The sequence below is a fragment of the Tenggerimyces flavus genome, from assembly GCF_016907715.1.
GTDB classification, from domain to species: Bacteria; Actinomycetota; Actinomycetes; order Propionibacteriales; family Actinopolymorphaceae; genus Tenggerimyces; species Tenggerimyces flavus.
This window is the reverse complement of record NZ_JAFBCM010000001.1, coordinates 6,902,421-6,922,215: the sequence shown is the minus strand read 5'-3', so window position 1 is coordinate 6,922,215 and position 19,795 is coordinate 6,902,421. Positions and strand designations below refer to the sequence as shown.

The window sequence follows — 19,795 nt, the reverse complement described above, 5'->3', positions numbered from 1 at the left end:
TCGAACCCACCGCTGGACGAAAGATCGAGGTCAAGGCAGAAACGCCTCGGCGAACGAACGGACCAGCGTGGCGTCGGTGGGGTCTTCGAACCCGATCACGAGCTCCTGGACCCCCGCCGCCTCGTACGCGGCGAGCCGTTCGCGGACCGTGTCGACGGTCCCGATGAGCAGGTACGACACGAGGTCACCGGGGTAGGCGAACTCGAGGCCGGGCGGAAGCGAGGCGCGTGCCTCGGCGTCGGTGTCGCGGATGATGCAGACCGTCGTCGCGGTGCGGTGGATCGTGGCGTCGTCGCGGCCGACGTTCGCGCAGTGCTCGGCGAGGATCGCGTACTTGTGGGCGATCACCTCCGGCGAGGCCATCACGTTGCAGGCGTCGGCGTACTGGGCGACGAGCTTGAGCGTGACCTTCTCACCGCCGCCCGCGATCAGCAGTGGGATGTGCGGTGACTGCACACCCTTGGGCTGGTTGACCACATCCTGAACGCGGTAGTAGGAACCTTCGAACGAGGTCTTCTCCTCGGTCCACATCGAGCGGATGATCTGCACCGCCTCGCCGAGCTGCCGGAGCCGCCCGCCGGCGGTGCCGAACTCGTAGCCGTACCCGACGTAGTCCGGCTCGTACCAGCCCGCGCCGATGCCGAACGTGAGGCGCCCGTGGGACAGAACGTCCACGGTGGAAGCTATTTTCGCCTGCAAGGCGGGGTTGCGGTAGCCGTTGCCGGTGACGAGCTGACCCAGCCGGATGCGCCGCATCGGGAACGCGCGCGAACTCCTGGCCGAAGCCGGTGGGCAGGAAGATGCTGTGCTTCATCGAGGCGGTCATGCACGTACAGACCAGCCTGGTGCCAAGAAGGAATTGGTGCCATATGCCAGGGTGGAAGGGTGAACCGCCTGCGTCGTGTGTCCTGGACCACAGTTGTGCCGCTGCTCGCCCTTGTCCTGCTCGCGATCACCTGGGGGCGCGGCAGGGAGCTCGCCCCGCCGGTGGTCGCGGTGGTGGCGCTCGTGCTCGGCGGTACGGTCCTCGCCGCGGTGCATCACGCCGAGATCGTGGCGCTCCGAGTGGGTGAACCGTACGGCTCCCTCGTGCTGGCGGTCGCCGTCACCGTCATCGAGGTCGCGCTGATCGTCACGATGATGGCCTCCGGCGGACCCGAGACCGCGTCCCTCGCCCGCGACACCGTCTTCGCGGCGGTGATGATCACCACGAACGGGATCGTCGGACTCTCCTTACTGCTGGGCGGACGCAAGTACGGCATGACGCTGTTCAACAGCGAGGGCAGCGGGGCAGCGCTCGCCACGGTGGCCACGCTGGCGACGATGAGCCTGGTGCTGCCGACGTTCACAACGAGCCAGCCTGGGCCGGAGTTCTCCTCGCCCCAGCTCATCTTCGCCGCGCTCGCGTCGCTGGCGTTGTACGCGGTCTTCGTGCTCACCCAGACCGTCCGGCACCGCGACTTCTTCCTTCCGGTCACGGCCGACGGCACCGTCGAGGAGGAGGCGCACGCCGAGCCACCCAGCGGGCGGACGACGTTGATCAGCCTCGGGCTCCTCCTCGTCGCGCTTCTGGCCGTGGTCGGGTTGGCGAAGGTCGAGTCGCCCGCGATCGAGTCCGGCGTCGAAGCGGTGGGCTTCCCGCCCTCGTTCGTCGGCGTCGTGATCGCGCTGCTCGTGCTGCTGCCGGAGACGCTCGCGGCGGGGCGGGCCGCCTTGAAGAACCGGGTTCAGACCAGCCTCAACCTCGGGTACGGCTCGGCGATCGCCAGCATCGGCCTCACGATCCCGGCGATCGCGATCGCCTCGATCTGGATGGAGGGCCCGCTCGTCCTCGGGCTCGGGCCCCTGCAGATGGTCCTGCTCGGCCTCACCGTCGTGGTCAGCGTCCTCACCGTCGTCCCCGGCCGTGCCACCAGGCTGCAGGGCAGCGTGCACCTCGTGCTGCTGGCCGCGTTCCTGTTCCTCGCGATCAATCCTTAGGTCAGGCGGGATGTGGGGGTGTCGCGCGCCAGGCGATCTCTGCCCGACACGGCCTAGGGTGGGAACGTGACTGGAGCACATGCCGCCGATGACGACCCGCGGAACGCCGATGTCCTCGTCTACCTGAACGGTGAGCTCGTGCGCCGCGACCTCGCGGTCGTGTCGGTGTTCGACTCGGGCTTCGTGTTCGGCGACGGTGTGTGGGAGGGCCTGCGCATCCACAACGGGCATCCCGCGTTCCTCGACCAGCACCTGGATCGGCTGTACGAGGGCGCGAAGGTGCTCGTGCTCGACATCGGGCTGACCCGCGCCGAGCTGGCCGACGCGATCTACCAGACGCTGCGCGCGAACGAGATGACCGACGGCGTACACCTCCGGCTGATGGTGACCCGCGGCGTCAAGCACACGCTGTACCAGGACCCGCGCCTCGCGCCGGGCCCGGCGACGATCGCGATCGTGCCCGAGTACAAGGTGCCGAGCGCGTCGTCCGTACGGCTGTTCACCGTGCACGTACGCCGCTGCTCACCCGACATCCTCGACCCGAAGCTCAACGTACACAGCAAGTTGAACGACATCACCGCGTGCATCCAGGCCTACACGGCCGGCGCCGACGAGGCGCTGATGCTCGATCCGCATGGCTTCGTCGCGACCTGCAACTCCACGCACTTCTTCATCGTCCGGCGGGGCGAGGTGTGGACGTCGACCGGAGACTACTGCCTCGGCGGCATCACCCGCGGCAACATCGTCCACGTCTGCAAGGAGGCTGGAGTCCCTGTGTACGAACGGAACTTCAGCCTCACCGACGTCTACGGCGCGGACGAGGCGTTCGTCACCGGAACCTTCGGCGGCGTCGTGCCCGTCCGCGAGGTCGACGGTCGTACGATAGGCGACGCGCCGCCCGGACCGATGGTACGAAGGCTGCGCGACCTCTATCGGGAGCTGGTCGACCGCGACGTCACCGAGCGGGCCGGCGCATGACCGGCGTCGTACGGCTCGCCATCTGGTCGGGGCCGCGCAACATCTCCACCGCGATGATGCGGGCCTGGGAGAACCGCTCGGACTCGGTCGTCGTGGACGAGCCGCTGTACGCGCACTACTTGGCTGAGACCGGGCTCGACCATCCCGTCCGCGAGGAGGTGATCGCGGCCGGCGAGCCCTCGTGGGAGCGCGTCGTCGAGTCGCTGCTCGGACCGGTGCCGGACGGCGTACGCGTCTTCTACCAGAAGCACATGAGCCATCACCTGTTGCCCGGCATCGACCGCGCGTGGATCGGCCGGCTGTCGAACGTGCTCCTGATCCGCGACCCGCGCGAGGTCGTCGCCTCGTACGTCAGGAGCCGGGCCTCGGTCGAGCCGGACGACATCGGGCTGCGCCAGCAGGTCGTTCTGTACGACGAGCTGGCCGCCGCGGGCACGCCGCCGCCCGTCATCGACGCCGCCGACTTCCTCCGCGACCCGGAGAATCACCTGCGTGCGTTGTGCGAACAGCACGACCTCGAGTTCACGCCGCGGATGCTCAGCTGGCCCGCCGGACCGCGCGACAGCGACGGCGTCTGGGCGCCGCACTGGTACGACGCGGTGTGGCGCTCGACCGGCTTCGAGCCGTACCGGCCGCGCAATCCCCAGTTGACAGGGCAGCCGGCCGAGGTCGCGGAGGTCTGCCTGTCGCACTACACCTACCTGCGCGAGCGATCCGGCCTCAGATGAGGCCGCCCGACAGCGTCAGGCCGCCGTCGAGGACGAACGTCTGCCCGGTGATCCACGACGCCTCCGGCGACAGCAGGAACGCCACGGCCCCGGCGACGTCGGCTGGAACGCCCAACCGCCGCAGCGGATAACGCGCCGCGACCTCCTCCTCGCGACCCTCGTACAGCTTCGTCGCGAACGTCGTCTTGACCACGGCCGGCGCGACCGCGTTCACCCGCACCTGGGGGCCGAGCTCCGACGCGAGCTGCGCGGTCACCTGGATCAGCGCCGCCTTCGTGATGCCGTAGAAGCCGAGGCCTGGCGTCGTGCGCAGGCCTGCGATGGACGCGACGTTCACGATCGCCCCGCCGTGTTCGCCCATCCAGGCTTGGTGAACGTGGCGTGCCCAGCTCATCGGCGCGAGGACGTTGACCTCGAGCATCTTGCGCGCCGCGTCGAAGTCCAGGTCCAGCAACGGCCCGTACACGGGGTTGATGCCGGCACTGTTCACGAGCAGGTCGACCCGCCCGAACGCCTCCATCGTCGCCTGCACGCAGGCGGACTGGTGTTCGACGTCGTCCGCCCGCCCGGCGACGCCGATCGCGGCGCCGCCCAGCGACGCGACCGCGGCCTCGAGCCCCTCCGGCTTGCGGCCCGTGACGCAGACCCGGTCGCCGCGATCGACCAGTGCCTGCGCGATCGCGAGACCGATGCCGCGGCTCGCCGCAGTGACGATCGCGACCCGACTTTGCTCAGTGGGCATGGGGATCCTTCCGGTAGGCCCGGAGCTCGCGGCGGGCCAGCGAACGCCGGTGCACCTCGTCCGGGCCGTCCGCGAGCCGCAGCGAACGAGCAGCGGTCCACAACGAGGCAAGGGGAAAGTCCTGCGACAGCCCGGCCGCGCCATGGGCCTGGATAGCCTTGTCGATGATCCACTCGACCGAGGACGGGGTCGCGATCTTGATCGCCTGGATCTCGGTGTGCGCACCCTGGTTGCCGACCGTGTCCATCAGCCACGCGGTCTTGAGCACGAGGAGCCGCAGCTGCTCGATCCGTACCCGCGACTCCGCGATCCAGTCCTGAACGACGCCCTGCTCGGCCAGCGGTTTGCCGAACGGCGTCCGCTCGACCGCTCGGCGGCACATCAGCTCCAGCGCGCGTTCGGCCATGCCGATGAGCCGCATGCAATGGTGGATGCGACCAGGTCCCAGCCTGGCTTGCGCGATCGCGAATCCGTCGCCCTCGTTGCCGATCAGGTTGCCCTTCGGTACGCGGACATTGTCGAACACCACCTCGGCGTGGCCGCCATGCGCGCTGTCGGTGTAGCCGAACAGCCGCATGCCACGGCGTACGTCGACGCCGCTCGTCGAGCGGGGGACGAGCACCATGCTCTGTTGGCGATGCTTGGCCGCGTCCGGGTTCGTCCGGCCCATCACCACGAGCAGCTCGCACACTGGTGCCATCGCGCCGGTGGACCACCACTTGCGGCCGTCGATGACGTAGTCGTCGCCGTCGGCGGTGATGCTGGTCGCGATGTTCGTCGCGTCGGAGGAGGCGACCTCCGGCTCGGTCATGCAGAACGCGGAGCGGATCGTGCCGTTCAGGAGCGGAACGAGCCACGTGGCTTGCTGTTCTGGCGTACCGAACTCTTGGAGCAGCTCCATGTTTCCGGTGTCGGGAGCCGCGCAGTTCAGGGCTTCCGGCGCGAGGTCCGGGCTGCGGCCGGTGAGCTCGGCGAGTGGCGCGTACTGCAGGTTGCTGAGGCCGGCGCCGTTCTCGCCTGGCAGGAAGAGGTTCCAGAGACCGTGTCGTTTGGCTTCGGCCTTGAGGGTTTGGACGATCGGCGGCCGTTCCCAGGCCGGCGTCGTCTCGAGCTGCTCGGCGAAGACCGGCTCGGCGGGATAGACGTGGTCGCGCAGGAACGTGTCGAGTGCGGCGCGCAGCTCCTCGGTGCGAGCGTCGTAGGCGAAGTCCATCCCGGCCTTCCTTAGCTGAGCAGCTCGAGGCCGCTGCGGGCGAGGGGCACGACCAACTCACCGATGCGATCGAAGCCAGGTCCTACCGTCAGCCCTCGCAGGTCGCGGTAGTGGATTCCTTCGGCGATGACGGCGAGCTTGAAGTGGCCGAACGCGCGGTACCAGGGCAGCCGTTCGGGCTCGACGCCGCTCTGTTCGGCGTAGTAGGCGACCAACTCGTCCGAGGTCGGGAAGCCCGCCTCTCGCGTGACCCCACCGCCGACGGGGTTGTGCGGGTTGGCCATCGAGAGGTCCCAGTAGACGGTGAGCAGGCCGATGTCGGCGAGCGGGTCGCCGAGCGTGGCCATCTCCCAGTCGACGACCGCGGCGATGCGGTCCTCTCGCACGATCGTGTTGTCGAGGCGGTAGTCGCCGTGCACGATCGAGTGCCTGCTCGTCCGGGGCACGGTGCTGTGCAGCCGCTCGACGAGCGTGTCGAGGTCGGGCAGGTCGCGGCTCTTCGAGGCCTCGAGCTGCTGGCTCCAGCGGCGGAGCTGGCGTTCCAGGTAGCCGTCTGGGCGGCCGAAGTCCGCCAGGCCCACGGTCGCGGGGTCGACGGCGTGCAGGGTGACGAGGACGTCGACGAGGTGGTGGCTGATCGTCCTGGCCCGTTCCCGGCCGAGGCCGGCGGTCTGCTCCGGCGTACGGAAGACGGTTCCCTCGACGTACTCCATCAGGTAGAACGGTGGGTCCTCGTGCGGCAGGAGCATGCGCGGTACAGGTACCGCCGTGTCCGCGAGCGCCGCCATCACCCGGTACTCGCGGCCCATGTCGTGTGCGGTGGCGAGAACGTGGCCGAGCGGCGGGCGGCGGAGGATCCAGCTCGCTGCGCCGTCGGTGACGGCGTACGTGAGGTTCGACTTGCCGCCCGTGATCAGCTCCGCTGTCAACGGGCCGTTGACGAGGCCGGGGCGCTCGCGGTCGAGGAGGTTCCGGAGGCCCGCCAGGTCGAGCTCAGCCGCGGTCATTCCACCAGCGCGCGTGCGTAGTTGGCCATCGAACGCTGGTAGCGCGGCAGGTGGCGGGCGAGCGCGCCGACGACGAGCGAGACGGCCTCCCGTTCGCGACCGACATCGGTGAGCGCGAGGGCGAGCACGCACTTGACGGCGTCGTCGAGCTCGTCGGACTCCGCGTCGAGCTCGGCGGTGAGGATCTCGACGCTCTCCTGCGGCCTGCCGAGGTTGCGGATCGAGCTCGCCAGCTGGATCTTCGCCCGGCGCCGACGGAGGCCGGTCAGCCCGGTCTCGAGCGCCTCCTGGTAGAGCGGAACGGCCTGGTCGGGATGCCCGGTCGAGTCGAACGCGCAAGCCCGTTCGAACGCGGCGATCGCACTCCCCGCCGGCAACTCGGCGGCCAGCTTGTCGATCAGGACGCGGAACGCGACCTCGTCATGCTCGTCGATCTCTGCCCACGCCGCTGCTACCCGCTGCTCCCAGTCGTCGGTCATCCAGCCAGCATGTCACGCCGCGATCCCGCGCTCGCTTCGAGATCCCGGACGACGGTGACGACCTTGCCGGTGAACGCGCCGACGATGAGGTGGTCCATCCCGGGGAGCCGCGACACCTTCATCATCGTTCGCCTGGTCCACAGGTCGAAGCGGCTGCGGGGCAGGAACCACCGGACGCCCTTGCGTCCCGCCTCCTGTTTCTCCTCCGCGACGGGACGCCACACCTGCTCGTAGCCGGTGAGCGCGTCCGCGACGGTGCCATGTCGCGCGAGCTGGTCGGCGAGGACGTACGCGCCGGAGATCGCGAGCGACGCACCCTGACCGGCGACGAGGGAGACCGCGTAGCAGGCGTCGCCGACGAGCGCGACGCGTCCCTTGCTCCACTTCGGCAGGACGGCCTGCGCGACCACGTCGTAGTAGACCTCGTTGCCTGGTGGACACTTCTCGAGGGTTTGCGGAACGAGCCAGCCGAGCCCGGCGAACTCGCGGCGGAGTGCCTCGCGCGGGTCCTCCGGAAGGTTCGGGTCGTCGGAGCGGTGCACGGTGAACGCCGCGACCCGGCCGTCGCGCATCGCGTAGAGGCCGACCTGCCGGTCGACGGTGTCCGTCAAGCAGAACTTGCCCTGGACCGCGGCGTGAATCTCGGGATCGTCGAAGATGAACGCGGCGGTATGGAATCCCAAGTGGCGCAGGTAGTCGCTGTCGTCGCCGCCGAACGTACGGTGACGTACGGTCGAGTGGATGCCGTCCGCGCCGACGACCAGGTCGGCGTCGAGCTCGTCCAGGTCGACGAAGCTCGTGCCGTACTGGACGTCGACCCGCGCGGGCAGGCTTTCGCGAAGCGCGCGCTCGATGTCGGGACGCATGATGCTCATCATCCGGCCCTCGATCTTCGCCGAGAACACGCCGAGATCGAGCGTGGCCCGGCGCCGTCCCTTCGCGTCGTACCACCCCGCTTCGGCCAGCCGGTAGCCGAGCTCGCTCATGCGGGGGAGGACACCCATGGCCTCCGCCGCGTCGTAGCCCGGCCCGAAGAAGTCGATCATGTAGCCCTGCTGGCGCGGACCGTTCGACCGTTCCAGCACGGTCACCTCGTTGCCCTGCGCGTCGAGCCGCTGGGCCAGCGCGAGCCCGGCGATGCCCGCTCCGATGATCACGACTCTCATCTCACTTCTCCTTCCTCAGTCCGTCGATGCACACGGCGACGATCGGCTCGGCGAGACCTGGGAGCGAGATCCGCGGGTCCATCACCCACTGGAGCATGCAACCCTCGATGGCGCCGACGAGGACCATCGCCTCCTGCTCGCCGACGTCCTCGCGGACCGTTCCCTCGGTCGCGGCCTCACGGAGCAACGCGACGATGACGGCCCGGTAGTCGACGTACAGCTGGGCCATGTCGATCGGCTGCGGCGCGTCGCCGAGACGTCCTGCCGCCCAGAAGTCGAGCAGGACCACGGACAGGTCGGGGTCGCTCGCGATCATGCCGAGTACGTCGCGGATCAGCCCGGCGAGCCGCTCGAGCGGTGTGCCGGCTCCCTCGCGTGCCGCGTCGAGGACGCCCTGCGAGGCGGTCGTCATCGCCTGGAACGCGCTGTGGAGCAGGGACTCGCGGCTGTCGAAGTACAGGTAGACGCTGCCCTTGCCGATCCCCGCTTCCGCGGCGACGTCCTCGATCCGGGTGGCGGCGTAGCCCTTGCGGGCGAACGTGCGGACGGCGGCGGCCAGGATCTCCGTCCGCCTTGCTTCGGCGTCGACGCGGCGTGGAGCCATGCCTTCGTTCTATCATGACTGACCAGTCAGTCACAAACCGCTGGGCTTTAGATGGGTGGCCGGGGTGGCTCTTGGATGGTCACGCCCTCGGGTGGCGCGCCGTGGCGTGCGACGTACGCCTCGACGTACGCCTGCACCGCGGTCGGGAGGGTGGGGAAGATGCGGTTCTCGCCGACGCGTTCGACGATGCCCGCGGCCTCGAGCTCGGTGCGCAAGTCCTGCTTGACGCGGGCCAGCGCGAACTCGATGCCGCGCCGCTCGAGCTCCTCGTGGAGCTCGTCGAGGGCGTCGACCCCGGTGATGTCGATCTCGACGTTCGCCTCCGCGTTGAGCACGAACCACTCCACGGGTTGGTCCGCGGCGTCGATGGACTCGAGCGCGCGCTTCTTGAAGTTCTCGGCGTTGGCGAAGAAGAGCGGCGAGTCGTACCGGTAGACGACGAGGCCGGGAACGAGCTTGGTGCTGGGGTAGTCGTCCACGTCGTGCATGCCGGCGAGGCCAGGTACGTACCCGAGGATCGCGTCGTGCGGGCGGGCGACGCGGCGGAGCAGGTTGAGGATCGAGAGGCCGACCGCGACGAGGATGCCGTAGAGGATGTCGAAGACGAGCACGGAGATCGTCGTCGCGATCGCGATCACGAACTCGCTGCGGCGGAACCGGATCAGACGTTTGAGCTCGGCGAGGTCGATCAGCCTGATCGCGGCGTAGATGACGATCGCGCCCAGGGCGGCGGTGGGGAAGCTGGCCAGGACGGGGCGGAGGAACAGCACTGTGACGATCACCACAGCCAGCGCCACGAGGGAGTAGAGCTGGGTGCGGCTCTTCAGCGAGTCGCCGATCGCCGTACGGCTGCCGCTGCTGCTGACCGGGAAGCCCTGCATGACGCCGGCCGCGACGTTGGCGGCACCGAGCGCGAGCAGTTCCTGGTTGCCGTCGACCGCGTAGCTGTTGCGGCTCGCGAACGCACGGGCGGTGAGGATGTTGTCGTTGTACGCGACGATCGCGAGGCCGACGGCGGGGAGCAGGAGCACGGACCAGTCGTGGGCGGTGACGTCGGGGACGGTGGGGACGGGGAAACCGGCGGGGATCGTTCCGACGACCTCGATGCCCAGCTGCTGCAGGCCGAACACCATCACGACGCCGATGGCGAGCAGCATCGCGATGAGGGGGATCGGTGCCCGCGGGAACATGCGGCCGACGACGAGCAGGACAGTGAGCATGCCGGCAGCGAGCAGGAGCGTCGGGAGGTGCGTGTCGGCGAGGTGGGTGGCATAGAAGGCGAGGTCTCCGAGGAACGAGTCGGCGGTGGAGTCGAGGCGGGTCACCTTGCCGATCTGGCTCACGATCATGATCACCGCGACGCCGGCCATGTAGCCGACGAGGACGGGCTTGGAGAGCAGGTCGGAGAGGAACCCGAGCTTGCCGAGCCTGGAGACGATGCAGAGCGCGCCGACGACGATCGCGAGGGCCGCGGCGAGTCCGGCGTACTTGCCCGGATCACCCGCGGCGAACGGCGCGATGGCGGTGGCCGTCATCAGCGCGGTGGTGGACTCGGGGCCGACGGACAGCTGACGCGAGGAGCCGAGGATCGCGTAGACGACGAGCGAGCCGGAGATCGCCCAGAGGCCAGTGACGGGTGGGAGCCCGGCGACTTCGGCGTAGGCCATGACCTGCGGGATGAGGTACGCCGCCACGGCGACCCCCGCCACCACATCCCCGCGCAGCCACCCGCGCTCGTAGCGCCGGAGCTCGGACAGGCCGGGAGCCCACCGCCCCAGCCCACGGGTCTCGCCAGTCGACATTCGCTCAGGGTAGGGCTCGAGGCCAGCCGCGAGGGCTCAGATATGCCAGCGGCGGCTGGCCTTGCCCTCGAGGAGACGGCCGAAGCGGAGGTCGGGAAAGTGTGCGCCGGTTCCTACCGTTCCTTCCTGCTCGAGCTCGCGCCACATCAGCTCGCGGGTGCGGTTCGCGAGGGCGGGGTCGACGTCTCCCAGGGAGTGCCAGGTCGGCTCGTCGAGCTGGATCGGGCAGGTGATCGCGTCACCCAGCAACAGGGCGCGGGAGGGGCCGGACGAGACCACGACGCACAGGTGCCCGGGCGTGTGGCCGGGCGTACGGAGCACGGTGACACCGGGCGCCACCGTCACGTCCTCGTCCACCAACCGGAGCCGGGAGCTGTCGGAGAACCCCGACCGAATGTGCGGCTGCATGAACCCCGCCCCGCTGACGAAATGCTCGAAGTCCCCGAGCCCGAACCAGATCGTTGCCCGCGGGAAGACCGGCACCGACGACAGGTCGAACAGCCACCCCACGTGGTCGCTGTGCAGGTGACTGCACACGACATCCGTCACATCAGACGGACCGACTCCCAGCGCGTGCAGCCCCGTGAGGAGCTGCCCGCCGACCAGCAGCATGCCCTCGGCGACGTCCTCCAGCGACGGCCCTAGCCCGGCGTCGACCAGCACGACCCGCGAGCCCGTACGGACGAGGAAGCACCCGATCGGCAGCCAGGCCGCACCGTGGCGGGAGAACAGCTCCGGATGCGCGTCGGGCGGAACGTGCGCACCGAAGTACGCCGGCCGGGCGACGAACGAGCCGTCCGCCACCGGATCCAGTGCGATCTCTCCGACCCTCACGAAACGAGGCGCCTAACCCTCGCGCGGAAGTGACCGACCGAGGAGGTAGCGGACCAGCTGGAGGATGCCGATGACCACGGCCGCGATCGGGATGCCGATCCAGGGGCCGCGGATCACCAGCAGGAGGATCGCTACCAGGCCGAGGCCGGAGGCGAAGTGCAGCCAGCTGCGGGTGTTCCGCAGCGACGCGCGGCGGCGGAAGTCCTGAGCACCGAGAGGCAGGCTGCTCTCGGTCAGCGACGGCTTGACCACGCTGGGTTGCGCGGTCTGGCCGGGAACGACGTACGGGACGCCCAGCCGCTGGGCGAGCGCGCGGTGCTGGTCCTGCGGCGTGCCGGCGCCGGCCTCGAGAGCCTTGGCCTGGCTGCTGCCGCTCTCGTCCTCGGCGGCGAGCGTGGTGACGCTGTCGGTGAACGCCTTGACGAGCCGGTCGACGTCCTCGGCGCGGTCGGAGGCCTCGATCGGGTCGCCGGTCGGCCGGTAGTACGTGACCCGGCAGCGCGTGTCGTCGACCGACCACGCCAGCACGGGGACCTTGAGCAGCCCGACGAGCAGCGGGCCGAAGCTGCCGGCGGCGGCCTCGTTCTCCAGCCGCACGCTGGTCCAGCCATGGGAGGCCTGGACTCCGGCCTGGTCGGGCGTGCCGCTGCCCACCGAGGCGAGCGCGTCGACGACGTGGGCCGGATCCCCGGGGGTCTGCAGGATCGTGTAGTTCATCCCGAGCACCCTAATGCGTGACCGCTCGACGTCGTACGGCAGTTATCCACAGCTCACCGACGGGTCCGTGGGCGAGCGCCGGCTCCGCCGCTAGGCTTCCCCGCATGACAAAGCGGGTCGACTGGGAGTTCGTGAGCGAGCTCGGCAAACGGATCGAGCGATCCGCCGAGGCGCACATGCCGCGTGCCAAGCAGCTCGCCGCCGATGCCCAGAACGACATGATGGGCGCGGGCTCCGGCGGGGGCATGTTCGTCGTGGCGGCGTTCTTCTTCGGTGCGGAGTACGTCGAGCGGTCGTACGAGATCAAGCAGGAGGTCTCCGTCGAGATCAACGAAGCCGCGCAGAAGACGTCGAAGAACTGGGCGTACGCCGAGGGTACGGCGCCGATGCCGGGGGTGCCGCGATGAGCAATCCGTACGACTCGATGGAGGGCGTCGTCAGCCCCGGCGAGGCCTTCGGCAACATCGCGTTCTACTCCTCGCTGGCTGCCTGTACGGCGTTCTGGGAGCTGTTGATGCCCGTGCCGGCGGCGAAGAGCGGTCTGATGCTCAACAGCCTGCAGAAGATCGCGACCAGGGCGTCGAACAAGGGGATGCGGCCGACGCGCGTGATCCGGCTGCCCAAGTCGGCGAGCATCGTCACCCAGATCATCCCGACCGACGTGATGACGAGCGTTCCGGTGCGGCTGTTCCTGATCAAGACCGACACCGGGGCGATGATGCGCGCCTGCTCGAAGATGCACGAGTCGGCGAAGATCGGTGGCGATCTGCACAACGAGCTGGAAGAGCATGCCCAAAGCATCACCGACCAGCAGTGGGCGGCCGACGACCAACAGGCGTTCAGCCGGCTGCTCACCTCGCACCGGGTAGGCATCCTCGGAACGTCCCACCTCGGCTACGTGAACGCGGCCATGACCGGGACCGTCGCGATGCTGCGGTTCGTCCAGCTGTCGATCTCGATGGCGCTGATGGTCTTCCTCGCGGCGATGGCGATCGTGTTCTGGGCGCTGATGCTCATCCCCGTCGTCGGCCAGGGCACGGCCATGTCGTTCCGTACCAGCCTCAAGCCGGTCGTCGAGATCGCGCGCAAGGTCATCCAGGTGATGGACGAGATCATGGTGAAGGTCGGTTGGGCACACGCCGGCATCGTCGGCCTGATGACCCTCAACGCCGCCGGCACCGACGCGTACAAGATCGGCGACATCGAGGGCGGAGGCTGGGCGAATCTGGGCCAGTCCGGGGTCGACATCGTCAAGGACATCGCCGAGAAGTACCTTCGTGCGGTCAAGGTCTGAGTTCGCTCATCATGCTAGGAGAGTCGGGGAATGTCGGCGTCGGACAGCTTTGATCTGAGGGACCTGCTGCAGTCTCCGGAGGAGATCATCGCCCAGCAGCGGGAGCAGCTCGCCCGCGCGGAGGAGCTGCAGGCCAAGATCAACGAGGTGACCGGCACCGCCAAGAGCGACGACGAGCGCATCCAGGTGTCGTTCTCCGAGTCGGCTGGCGTCACCTCCCTGACCCTGGACCCGCGCGTCCTTCGGATGCCGTCGGAGGACCTGGCCGCCGAGATCGTGCGGCTGGTGAACGCGGCTCGGCAGGACACGCACGCGCAGATCCAGGTCGTGCTGGACGTCACGCTCGGCGAGGACGGCCGTCCGGACATGGAAGAGCTCAACGAGCAGGTCACGGCGATGAAGCAGCAGATGAACGAGTTCATGCAGGACACGGTCCGGATGGACGGCGAGCTGGACGTGTACATCGAGAGGATGCGCAAGCTCGCCGAGGACGCCAGCCCGCCGCCGCCCTCGTCCTAGCGAGGTCGGCGGAAGCGGCCCGTCCCACCGCGTTGCCACGGGTGCGGGCCGTCCAGCGGCCGGTAGTTGACGCCGAGCGCGTCCAGCCGGGGCAGGTGCGCGCGCAGCCGAGGGAGGAAGTCGGCGTACGAACGGCTCTGCGTCGTCCGCCACGCGGCCTCGGCGAACGCGCACAGGCGCGGGAACACCATGTACTCCACCCGCGCTGGCGTCGGCAGGTACTCGGTCCAGATCTCGCTCTGCGTCCCCAGGATCCGCTCCGCCTCCGCCGCGGACAAGGACGGCGGAACGGGCGCGTACTCGACGAGCGACTCCACGGTCGTGAGTCCGCCCATCACCATCGGTTCGTCGTCGCTCTCGGACTGGTAGGCGTCGAAGTAGGTCGGCGACGCGGGTGCCATCACCGCGTCCCGCCCGGACCGTACGGCCTCGACGCCGGCCTCGATGCTCTGCCATGACATCACCGCCGCGTTCGGTGGCGCGAAGCGGGGATCGAGTCCACCCCAGGTGACCATCCGCCGCCCTCGTGCGGACAACCAGCGGCCGACCTCACCCATGAACCAGTCCCGCAACAGTGCCGCGTCCGTCAGCCCCAGCGCCCGCATCCGCGCGAGCGCACCCGGATCCCGCTCCCACGGTCCCGGCGGGACCTCGTCGCCGCCCACGTGCACGAACTCGCTCGGAAACACCGCGAGCACCTCGTCCAGCACGTCGAAGACGAACGAGAGCGTGGAGTCCTCGACGTTCAGGACGGTCGACGGCTCCGCGGTCCCCAGCGCCGGGTACGCCCTGATCGCCGCGGCCGCGTGCGCCGGCAGCTCGATCTCCGGCACGACGGTGACGAACCGGCGCGCCGCGTACGCGACGATCTCGGCCAGGTCGTCCTGGGTGTAGAAGCCGCCGTGCGGCGTGCCGTCGCCGGTCGGCTGAGCATGCATCCGCGTCTCGGGCCGCCAGCCGCCGACCGAGGTCAGCAGCGGGTACCGCGCGCAGTCGAACCGCCAGCCCTCGTCGTCGGTCAGGTGCAGCTGCAGCACGTTCAGCTTGTGCAACGCCAGCAGGTCGATCAGCTTGAACAGGAAGTCCTTCGGCATGAAGTGTCGCGCGGCGTCCATCATCAGGCCGCGCCACGACAACGACGGCTCGTCCGCGATCTCGCCACCCGGCAACGACCAGTCGTGGAAGCCCTGCGCGCGCCGCAAGGCCGACGCCGGCAACAGCTGCCGCAGCGTCTGCAGTCCGTAGAACACGCCGGCCGCGGATCCGCCGGAGAGCTGGACGGCGTCGGCTGAGATCCGCACGACGTACCCCTCGCGGGCGAGCGCGGGATCGAGACCGACAGCCAGGGCGGGGATCTCGCCCGTCGACGTCTCGCACCAGCCGACGCCGAGGTCGCCGAGCTCCTGCCGGACCAGCGCGGTGAGGTCGGGCGGACCTGTGAGTCGCATCGCGGGGGCGAACGCGAACCGCCCATCGGACAAGGAGAAACGCTGAGGCAACGGGATCATCGACTCGACCCTAGGCAATCGTTTTCTCGCTCTGCCAGTCCGAGGACCGAACGGGAAGGCAAACCTGCCCGATCGGGCAGACTCAGGCCGGCTTTTGGTCAGCTTTGTTGTCTTGGGCAATTTCGCAACTATCGTTCCCAAGATCCGGGCGCCTCCTCCTCGGCAAGGAGCGACTCACCTTGGCAATCGATATCTCACGCCGATCGCTGCTTCTGACAGCAGCACTTGTCGGCGGCAGCTCCGCCCTGGCTGGCTGCTCGTTCCTCTCCACCGATCCCGAAGGGCCGGACGAGGGAAAGGGCAACGGCAACACCGGCGCGGACGCCGGCGCCAAGGAGTCGCCGATGCTCGCGGCCCTTGTGCAGCAGGGAAAACTCCCCAAGCTCTCCGAACGGCTGCCGAACAAGCCCCTCGTGGTGCAGCCCATGACCAAGCCCGGATCGTTCGGTGGAACGTTCCGCAAGGGCCAGATCGACGCCGCGGACGGCTACCCGATGCGCAACCTCGGCAGGTCGTGCCTGGCCGAGTGGAACCTCGAGTCCACCGCCCCGCAAGCCGGGCTGGCGGAGTCGTGGGACATCGAGGACGGCGGCCGTACGTACGTCTTCCACCTCCGCGAAGGCGTCAAGTGGTCCGACGGCACACCGTTCACGACCGACGACCTGATGTTCGTGCACGACCACGTGCTGCTGAACAAGACCCTGACTCCGCAGCCGTGGGGATGGCTTTCCCAGCAGGGCAAAGCGGTCGACTTCGAGAAGATCGACGACCACACGATCGCGTTCAAGTTCGCCGCCCCGCACGGCCTGCTGCTGAAGTTCTTCTGCTTCCCTGACGCGGCGCTCGGTCTGATGCAGCCCAAGCACTACCTGAGCAAGTTCCATCCCGACTTCACCGACCTGGCGTCGCTCACCAAGCAGGCGAAGGCGGAGGCGTACAACGGCTGGAACGACCTGTTCGCCGCCAAGAACGACTTCTGGCTGAACCCCGACCGCCCCGTGCTGGGGGCGTGGAAGATCGCCAAGCCCGCCAAAGCCGGCGGCCAGGCCGTCGCCGAACGCAACCCGTACTACTGGAAGGTCGATCCGGACGGGCGGCAGCTGCCGTACGTCGACAGGATCACCTGGTTCTTCGCCGAGCCGGAGACGATCGTGCTTCGGGCGGCGAACGGCGATCTCGACATCGGCACGGCCGCGTTGACGTTCCGGGACATGCCCGTGCTGCTGCGCAATGCCGACAAGAACGGCTACCGCGTCCTGTCCTGGAAGGACGACGCCGCGCTGCCGGCGATCAGCCTCAACCAGAACCATCCCGACACGATCCTGCGCGACCTGTTCGGCAAGGCCGACTTCCGCGCCGCGCTCTCCCATGCGATCAACCGGCAGGAGCTGAACGAGACGCTGTACGTCGGCCAGGGCATCATCCAGCACCCGTGCGGCCAGGCCGAGGACATCTATTTCGTCAAGGGCATGGGCCAACGCTTCATCGAGTACGACGTCGCCAAGGCGAACAGCCTGCTCGACGGCCTCGGCCTGACCGAGCGCGACAAGGACGGCTTCCGGCTCCGCCTCGACGGGAAGAAGCTGCGACTGGAGCTGATGATCCAGCAGCAGGACCTCGTCGAGCTCTACCAGCTCGTCGTCGACTACTGGGCGAAGGTCGGGATCAACGCGTTCGCGCACCTGATCGCCGGCGAGCTGTGGTGGCAGCGCGTACCCGAGGCGAAGTACGACATCGCCTGCAGCACAACCGAAACCTACATCTGGGACATCGACCCGGGGTCGGTCGTCCCTACCGCGCTCAGCGCGTTCTGGGCACCGATGAACGGCGTGTGGTACCAGTCGAACGGTGAGCAGGGCACCGAGCCGACCGGCGACATCCGCAAGCTGCAGGAGCTGTACGACCAGCTGAAGCAGGAGGTCGACGAGGCCAAGCGGCTCGAGCTCGGACGGGCGATCCTCGACCTGCACGACAAGAACGTCTGGGTGATCGGGACCGTGATGACGCCGACGCACCCGATGGTGGCGAACGCCGATCTGTACAACATCCGCGAGCACGCGATGGAGAGCTATCACGTCGGCGGCGACATGGCGACGCTGCTGGAGCAGGTCTCGTACGAGGACCCGTCGAAGCACTGAGCATGGGCTACTTCGTTCTGCGGCGGCTCACGTACATGGTCCTGACCGTGTTCGGGATCTCCATCGTGGCGTTCCTGATCATCCAGCTGCCGCCGGGCGACTACCTGACCACGCTGGCCGCGAACCTGGAGAAGTCCGGCCAGGGTGCGGATCCTGCGTACCTCGCGTCGTTGCGGGTGCGGTACGGGCTCGACCAGTCCGTTCTCACGCAGTACTGGAAGTGGATCAGCAACATCGTGCTGCACGGCGACTTCGGGCAGTCGTTCAAGTACGGCCGGCCGGTGTCGGCGCTGCTCGCCGAGCGACTGCCGTGGACGATCGTGCTCGGTGTCTCGACGCTCTTGCTGGGTTGGCTTGTCGCATTGCCGGCGGGCATCTACTCGGCGATCAAGAAGTACTCCGTCGGCGACTATGTGCTGACCAGCTTCGCGTTTCTCGGCATCGCGGTGCCGGGGTTCATGGTGGCGCTCGCGGTGTCGTACCTGATGTTCCGCTTCGCCGGGGTGTCCGTCGGCGGATTGTTCTCGCCGGAGTGGGTGGACGCGCGCTGGAACCTCGGCAAGGTGCTGGATCTGCTTGCCCACTTGTGGCTACCGGTCCTCGTGCTCTCGCTGGAAGGCGTCGGCGGAACGATCCGGGTACTGCGGGCGAACCTGCTCGACGAGCTGCACAAGCCGTACGTCGTCACGGCACGAGCGCGTGGGCTGACCGAACGTCAAGTGCTGCTGCGTTATCCGGTCCGGGTGGCGCTCAACCCGTTCATCTCGACGGCCGGCTGGATCCTGCCGGGGCTGTTCGGTGGCGAGGTGATCGTGGCGCAGGTGCTCGGGCTGCCGAGTACGGGACCGTTGCTGCTCGGCGCGCTGCAGGCGCAGGACATGTACCTGGCGGGCTCGATCATCCTCATCGTCTCGGTGCTGACCGTGTTCGGGACGCTGGTGTCGGACATCCTGCTCGCGGTCGTCGACCCGCGCATCCGATCGGGGCTGATGTAGGTGGCCGAGGTCTCGTTCGCGTCGCCACGCCAGCTGATGTGGTGGCGGTTTCGCAAGCACCGGTTGGCGGTCGTGTGCATGGTGGTGGTCGGACTGGCGTACGTCGGCGCGGCGACGTGTGAGTTCTGGGCACCGACGACGCAGAGCGCGTACCACTCGACCTACGCGTACGCGCCGCCGCAGCAGGTGCGCGTCGGCTTCGAGGGTGGGCCGCGGCTGTACGTCGACGGGTATCGGTCGTCCGCGGATCCGAAGACGATGGAACGGCGGTTCACCGTCGACGAGTCGAAGCCGATCGCGCTGCGGTTCTTCGCCAAGGGTGCTTCGTACAAGCTGTTCGGGCTGATCCCGTTCGACCGGCACTTCCTCGGTCCGGTGCGGGCGGGGGAGCCGTTCTATCCGCTGGGTGGCGACGCGCAGGGGCGGGACCTGGCGAGCCGGCTGCTGTATGGGGCGCGAATATCCTTGTCCGTAGGGCTTTTCGGCGTCGTCGTGGCGTTGGTACTAGGGGTGTGTCTGGGCGGGGTGTCGGGATACTTCGGTGGCGCGCCGGACACGGTGATCCAGCGGGGGATCGAGTTCATCATGTCGATCCCGACGTTGCCGCTGTGGCTGGGGCTGGCCGCCGCGGTGCCGCCGGGGTGGGGGCCGGTGCAGACGTACTTGGCGATCACGCTGATCCTGTCGCTGATCGGATGGACCGGTTTGGCGCGGGTGATCCGGGGGAAGTTCCTCGAGCTGCGTACGGAGGACTACGTACTGGCGGCGGAGCTCGACGGGGCCGGCCGGGGGCGGATCATCGTGCGGCATCTGCTGCCGGGCATGACGAGCTACATCATCACGACGCTCACGTTGGCGGTGCCGTCGGTGATCCTGGCCGAGACGGCGCTGTCGTTCCTCGGCCTCGGCCTGGTCCCACCCGCGGTGTCCTGGGGCGTGCTGCTGCAGGACGCGCAGAACATCCGCGTACTGGCCAGCGCCCCGTGGCTACTCCTCCCCGGAGCCGCCGTCATCGTCACCGTGATGGCCCTCAACTTCGTCGGCGACGGCCTCCGCGACGCCGCCGACCCCTACGGCAGCTAGCCGGGTGC

Annotated in this window: 20 protein-coding genes; 9 read left to right on the top strand and 11 right to left on the bottom strand. The window is 68.7% G+C overall.

The annotated features are described in order from the left end of the window. Positions 1 to 30: 30 nt before the first annotated feature. Positions 31 to 756: an LLM class flavin-dependent oxidoreductase gene (locus tag JOD67_RS32325; protein WP_205121482.1), complete on the bottom strand. Its 726-nt coding sequence runs from the start codon at positions 754 to 756 to the stop codon at positions 31 to 33. Positions 757 to 885: 129 nt separating this feature from the next. On the opposite strand from JOD67_RS32325, the gene JOD67_RS32320 reads away from it, so the two are divergent. The 3 genes from JOD67_RS32320 to JOD67_RS32310 all read left to right on the top strand — a co-directional run bounded on the left by JOD67_RS32320 (position 886) and on the right by JOD67_RS32310 (position 3,686). Next, positions 886 to 1,980 carry a calcium:cation antiporter gene (locus JOD67_RS32320; RefSeq protein ID WP_307782632.1) on the top strand — a complete coding sequence of 365 codons (1,095 nt, stop codon included), beginning with the start codon at positions 886 to 888 and terminating at the stop codon, positions 1,978 to 1,980. Positions 1,981 to 2,046: 66 nt separating this feature from the next. After that, positions 2,047 to 2,958 (top strand): aminotransferase class IV, encoded by a 912-nt coding sequence (locus tag JOD67_RS32315; protein WP_205121481.1) that lies wholly within the window; start codon positions 2,047 to 2,049, stop codon positions 2,956 to 2,958. Further along, on the top strand, positions 2,955 to 3,686 hold the full coding sequence (locus JOD67_RS32310; RefSeq protein ID WP_205121480.1) for a sulfotransferase-like domain-containing protein: 732 nt from the start codon (positions 2,955 to 2,957) through the stop codon (positions 3,684 to 3,686). Before JOD67_RS32315 ends, JOD67_RS32310 begins: the two co-directional genes overlap by 4 nt. Here the strand turns inward: JOD67_RS32310 and JOD67_RS32305 are convergent. Genes JOD67_RS32305 through JOD67_RS32265 form a run of 9 tightly spaced genes read right to left on the bottom strand, consistent with a single transcriptional unit; the run spans position 3,679 to position 12,250 of the window. Then, entirely contained in the window at positions 3,679 to 4,428 is a 750-nt protein-coding gene (locus JOD67_RS32305; protein WP_205121479.1) for an SDR family oxidoreductase, read from the bottom strand. The two genes, JOD67_RS32310 and JOD67_RS32305, sit on opposite strands and share 8 nt — an antisense overlap. Further along, on the bottom strand, positions 4,418 to 5,641 hold the full coding sequence (locus JOD67_RS32300; protein ID WP_205121478.1) for an acyl-CoA dehydrogenase family protein: 1,224 nt from the start codon (positions 5,639 to 5,641) through the stop codon (positions 4,418 to 4,420). Before JOD67_RS32300 ends, JOD67_RS32305 begins: the two co-directional genes overlap by 11 nt. 11 nt (positions 5,642 to 5,652) lie before the next feature. After that, positions 5,653 to 6,648 (bottom strand): phosphotransferase family protein, encoded by a 996-nt coding sequence (locus tag JOD67_RS32295; RefSeq protein ID WP_205121477.1) that lies wholly within the window; start codon positions 6,646 to 6,648, stop codon positions 5,653 to 5,655. After that, entirely contained in the window at positions 6,645 to 7,127 is a 483-nt protein-coding gene (locus JOD67_RS32290) for a tetratricopeptide repeat protein (RefSeq protein ID WP_205121476.1), read from the bottom strand. Before JOD67_RS32290 ends, JOD67_RS32295 begins: the two co-directional genes overlap by 4 nt. Continuing rightward, positions 7,124 to 8,293 carry an FAD-dependent oxidoreductase gene (locus JOD67_RS32285; protein WP_205121475.1) on the bottom strand — a complete coding sequence of 390 codons (1,170 nt, stop codon included), beginning with the start codon at positions 8,291 to 8,293 and terminating at the stop codon, positions 7,124 to 7,126. Before JOD67_RS32285 ends, JOD67_RS32290 begins: the two co-directional genes overlap by 4 nt. A gap of 1 nt (position 8,294) precedes the next feature. Beyond that, on the bottom strand, positions 8,295 to 8,897 hold the full coding sequence (locus tag JOD67_RS32280) for a TetR/AcrR family transcriptional regulator (RefSeq protein ID WP_205121474.1): 603 nt from the start codon (positions 8,895 to 8,897) through the stop codon (positions 8,295 to 8,297). Positions 8,898 to 8,944: 47 nt separating this feature from the next. Further along, on the bottom strand, positions 8,945 to 10,699 hold the full coding sequence (locus tag JOD67_RS32275; protein ID WP_205121473.1) for a SulP family inorganic anion transporter: 1,755 nt from the start codon (positions 10,697 to 10,699) through the stop codon (positions 8,945 to 8,947). Positions 10,700 to 10,735: 36 nt separating this feature from the next. Continuing rightward, complete coding sequence (locus tag JOD67_RS32270) at positions 10,736 to 11,533, bottom strand: MBL fold metallo-hydrolase (protein ID WP_205121472.1); 798 nt, start codon at positions 11,531 to 11,533, stop codon at positions 10,736 to 10,738. A 12-nt stretch (positions 11,534 to 11,545) separates the two neighbouring features. Beyond that, positions 11,546 to 12,250, bottom strand: a complete 705-nt coding sequence (locus JOD67_RS32265) for a hypothetical protein (protein WP_205121471.1) — start codon at positions 12,248 to 12,250, stop codon at positions 11,546 to 11,548. Between the two features lie 104 nt (positions 12,251 to 12,354). On the opposite strand from JOD67_RS32265, the gene JOD67_RS32260 reads away from it, so the two are divergent. The 3 genes from JOD67_RS32260 to JOD67_RS32250 are packed head-to-tail and all read left to right on the top strand — an operon-like array spanning position 12,355 to position 14,063. Beyond that, complete coding sequence (locus JOD67_RS32260) at positions 12,355 to 12,657, top strand: hypothetical protein (protein ID WP_205121470.1); 303 nt, start codon at positions 12,355 to 12,357, stop codon at positions 12,655 to 12,657. Continuing rightward, a complete protein-coding gene (locus JOD67_RS32255; RefSeq protein WP_205121469.1) occupies positions 12,654 to 13,544 on the top strand; it encodes a hypothetical protein in 891 nt (296 codons plus the stop codon). Before JOD67_RS32260 ends, JOD67_RS32255 begins: the two co-directional genes overlap by 4 nt. Positions 13,545 to 13,574: 30 nt before the next feature. Beyond that, entirely contained in the window at positions 13,575 to 14,063 is a 489-nt protein-coding gene (locus JOD67_RS32250) for a YbaB/EbfC family nucleoid-associated protein (RefSeq protein WP_205121468.1), read from the top strand. Here the strand turns inward: JOD67_RS32250 and JOD67_RS32245 are convergent. After that, positions 14,060 to 15,571 carry a beta-N-acetylhexosaminidase gene (locus JOD67_RS32245; protein WP_205121467.1) on the bottom strand — a complete coding sequence of 504 codons (1,512 nt, stop codon included), beginning with the start codon at positions 15,569 to 15,571 and terminating at the stop codon, positions 14,060 to 14,062. The two genes, JOD67_RS32250 and JOD67_RS32245, sit on opposite strands and share 4 nt — an antisense overlap. 179 nt (positions 15,572 to 15,750) lie before the next feature. Between JOD67_RS32245 and JOD67_RS32240 the strand changes: the two genes are divergently transcribed. The 3 genes from JOD67_RS32240 to JOD67_RS32230 are packed head-to-tail and all read left to right on the top strand — an operon-like array spanning position 15,751 to position 19,787. Then, positions 15,751 to 17,709: an ABC transporter substrate-binding protein gene (locus JOD67_RS32240; protein ID WP_205121466.1), complete on the top strand. Its 1,959-nt coding sequence runs from the start codon at positions 15,751 to 15,753 to the stop codon at positions 17,707 to 17,709. 2 nt (positions 17,710 to 17,711) lie between these two features. Further along, entirely contained in the window at positions 17,712 to 18,704 is a 993-nt protein-coding gene (locus JOD67_RS32235; protein WP_205121465.1) for an ABC transporter permease, read from the top strand. After that, positions 18,705 to 19,787 (top strand): ABC transporter permease, encoded by a 1,083-nt coding sequence (locus JOD67_RS32230; RefSeq protein WP_307782631.1) that lies wholly within the window; start codon positions 18,705 to 18,707, stop codon positions 19,785 to 19,787. Positions 19,788 to 19,795 lie beyond the last annotated feature (8 nt).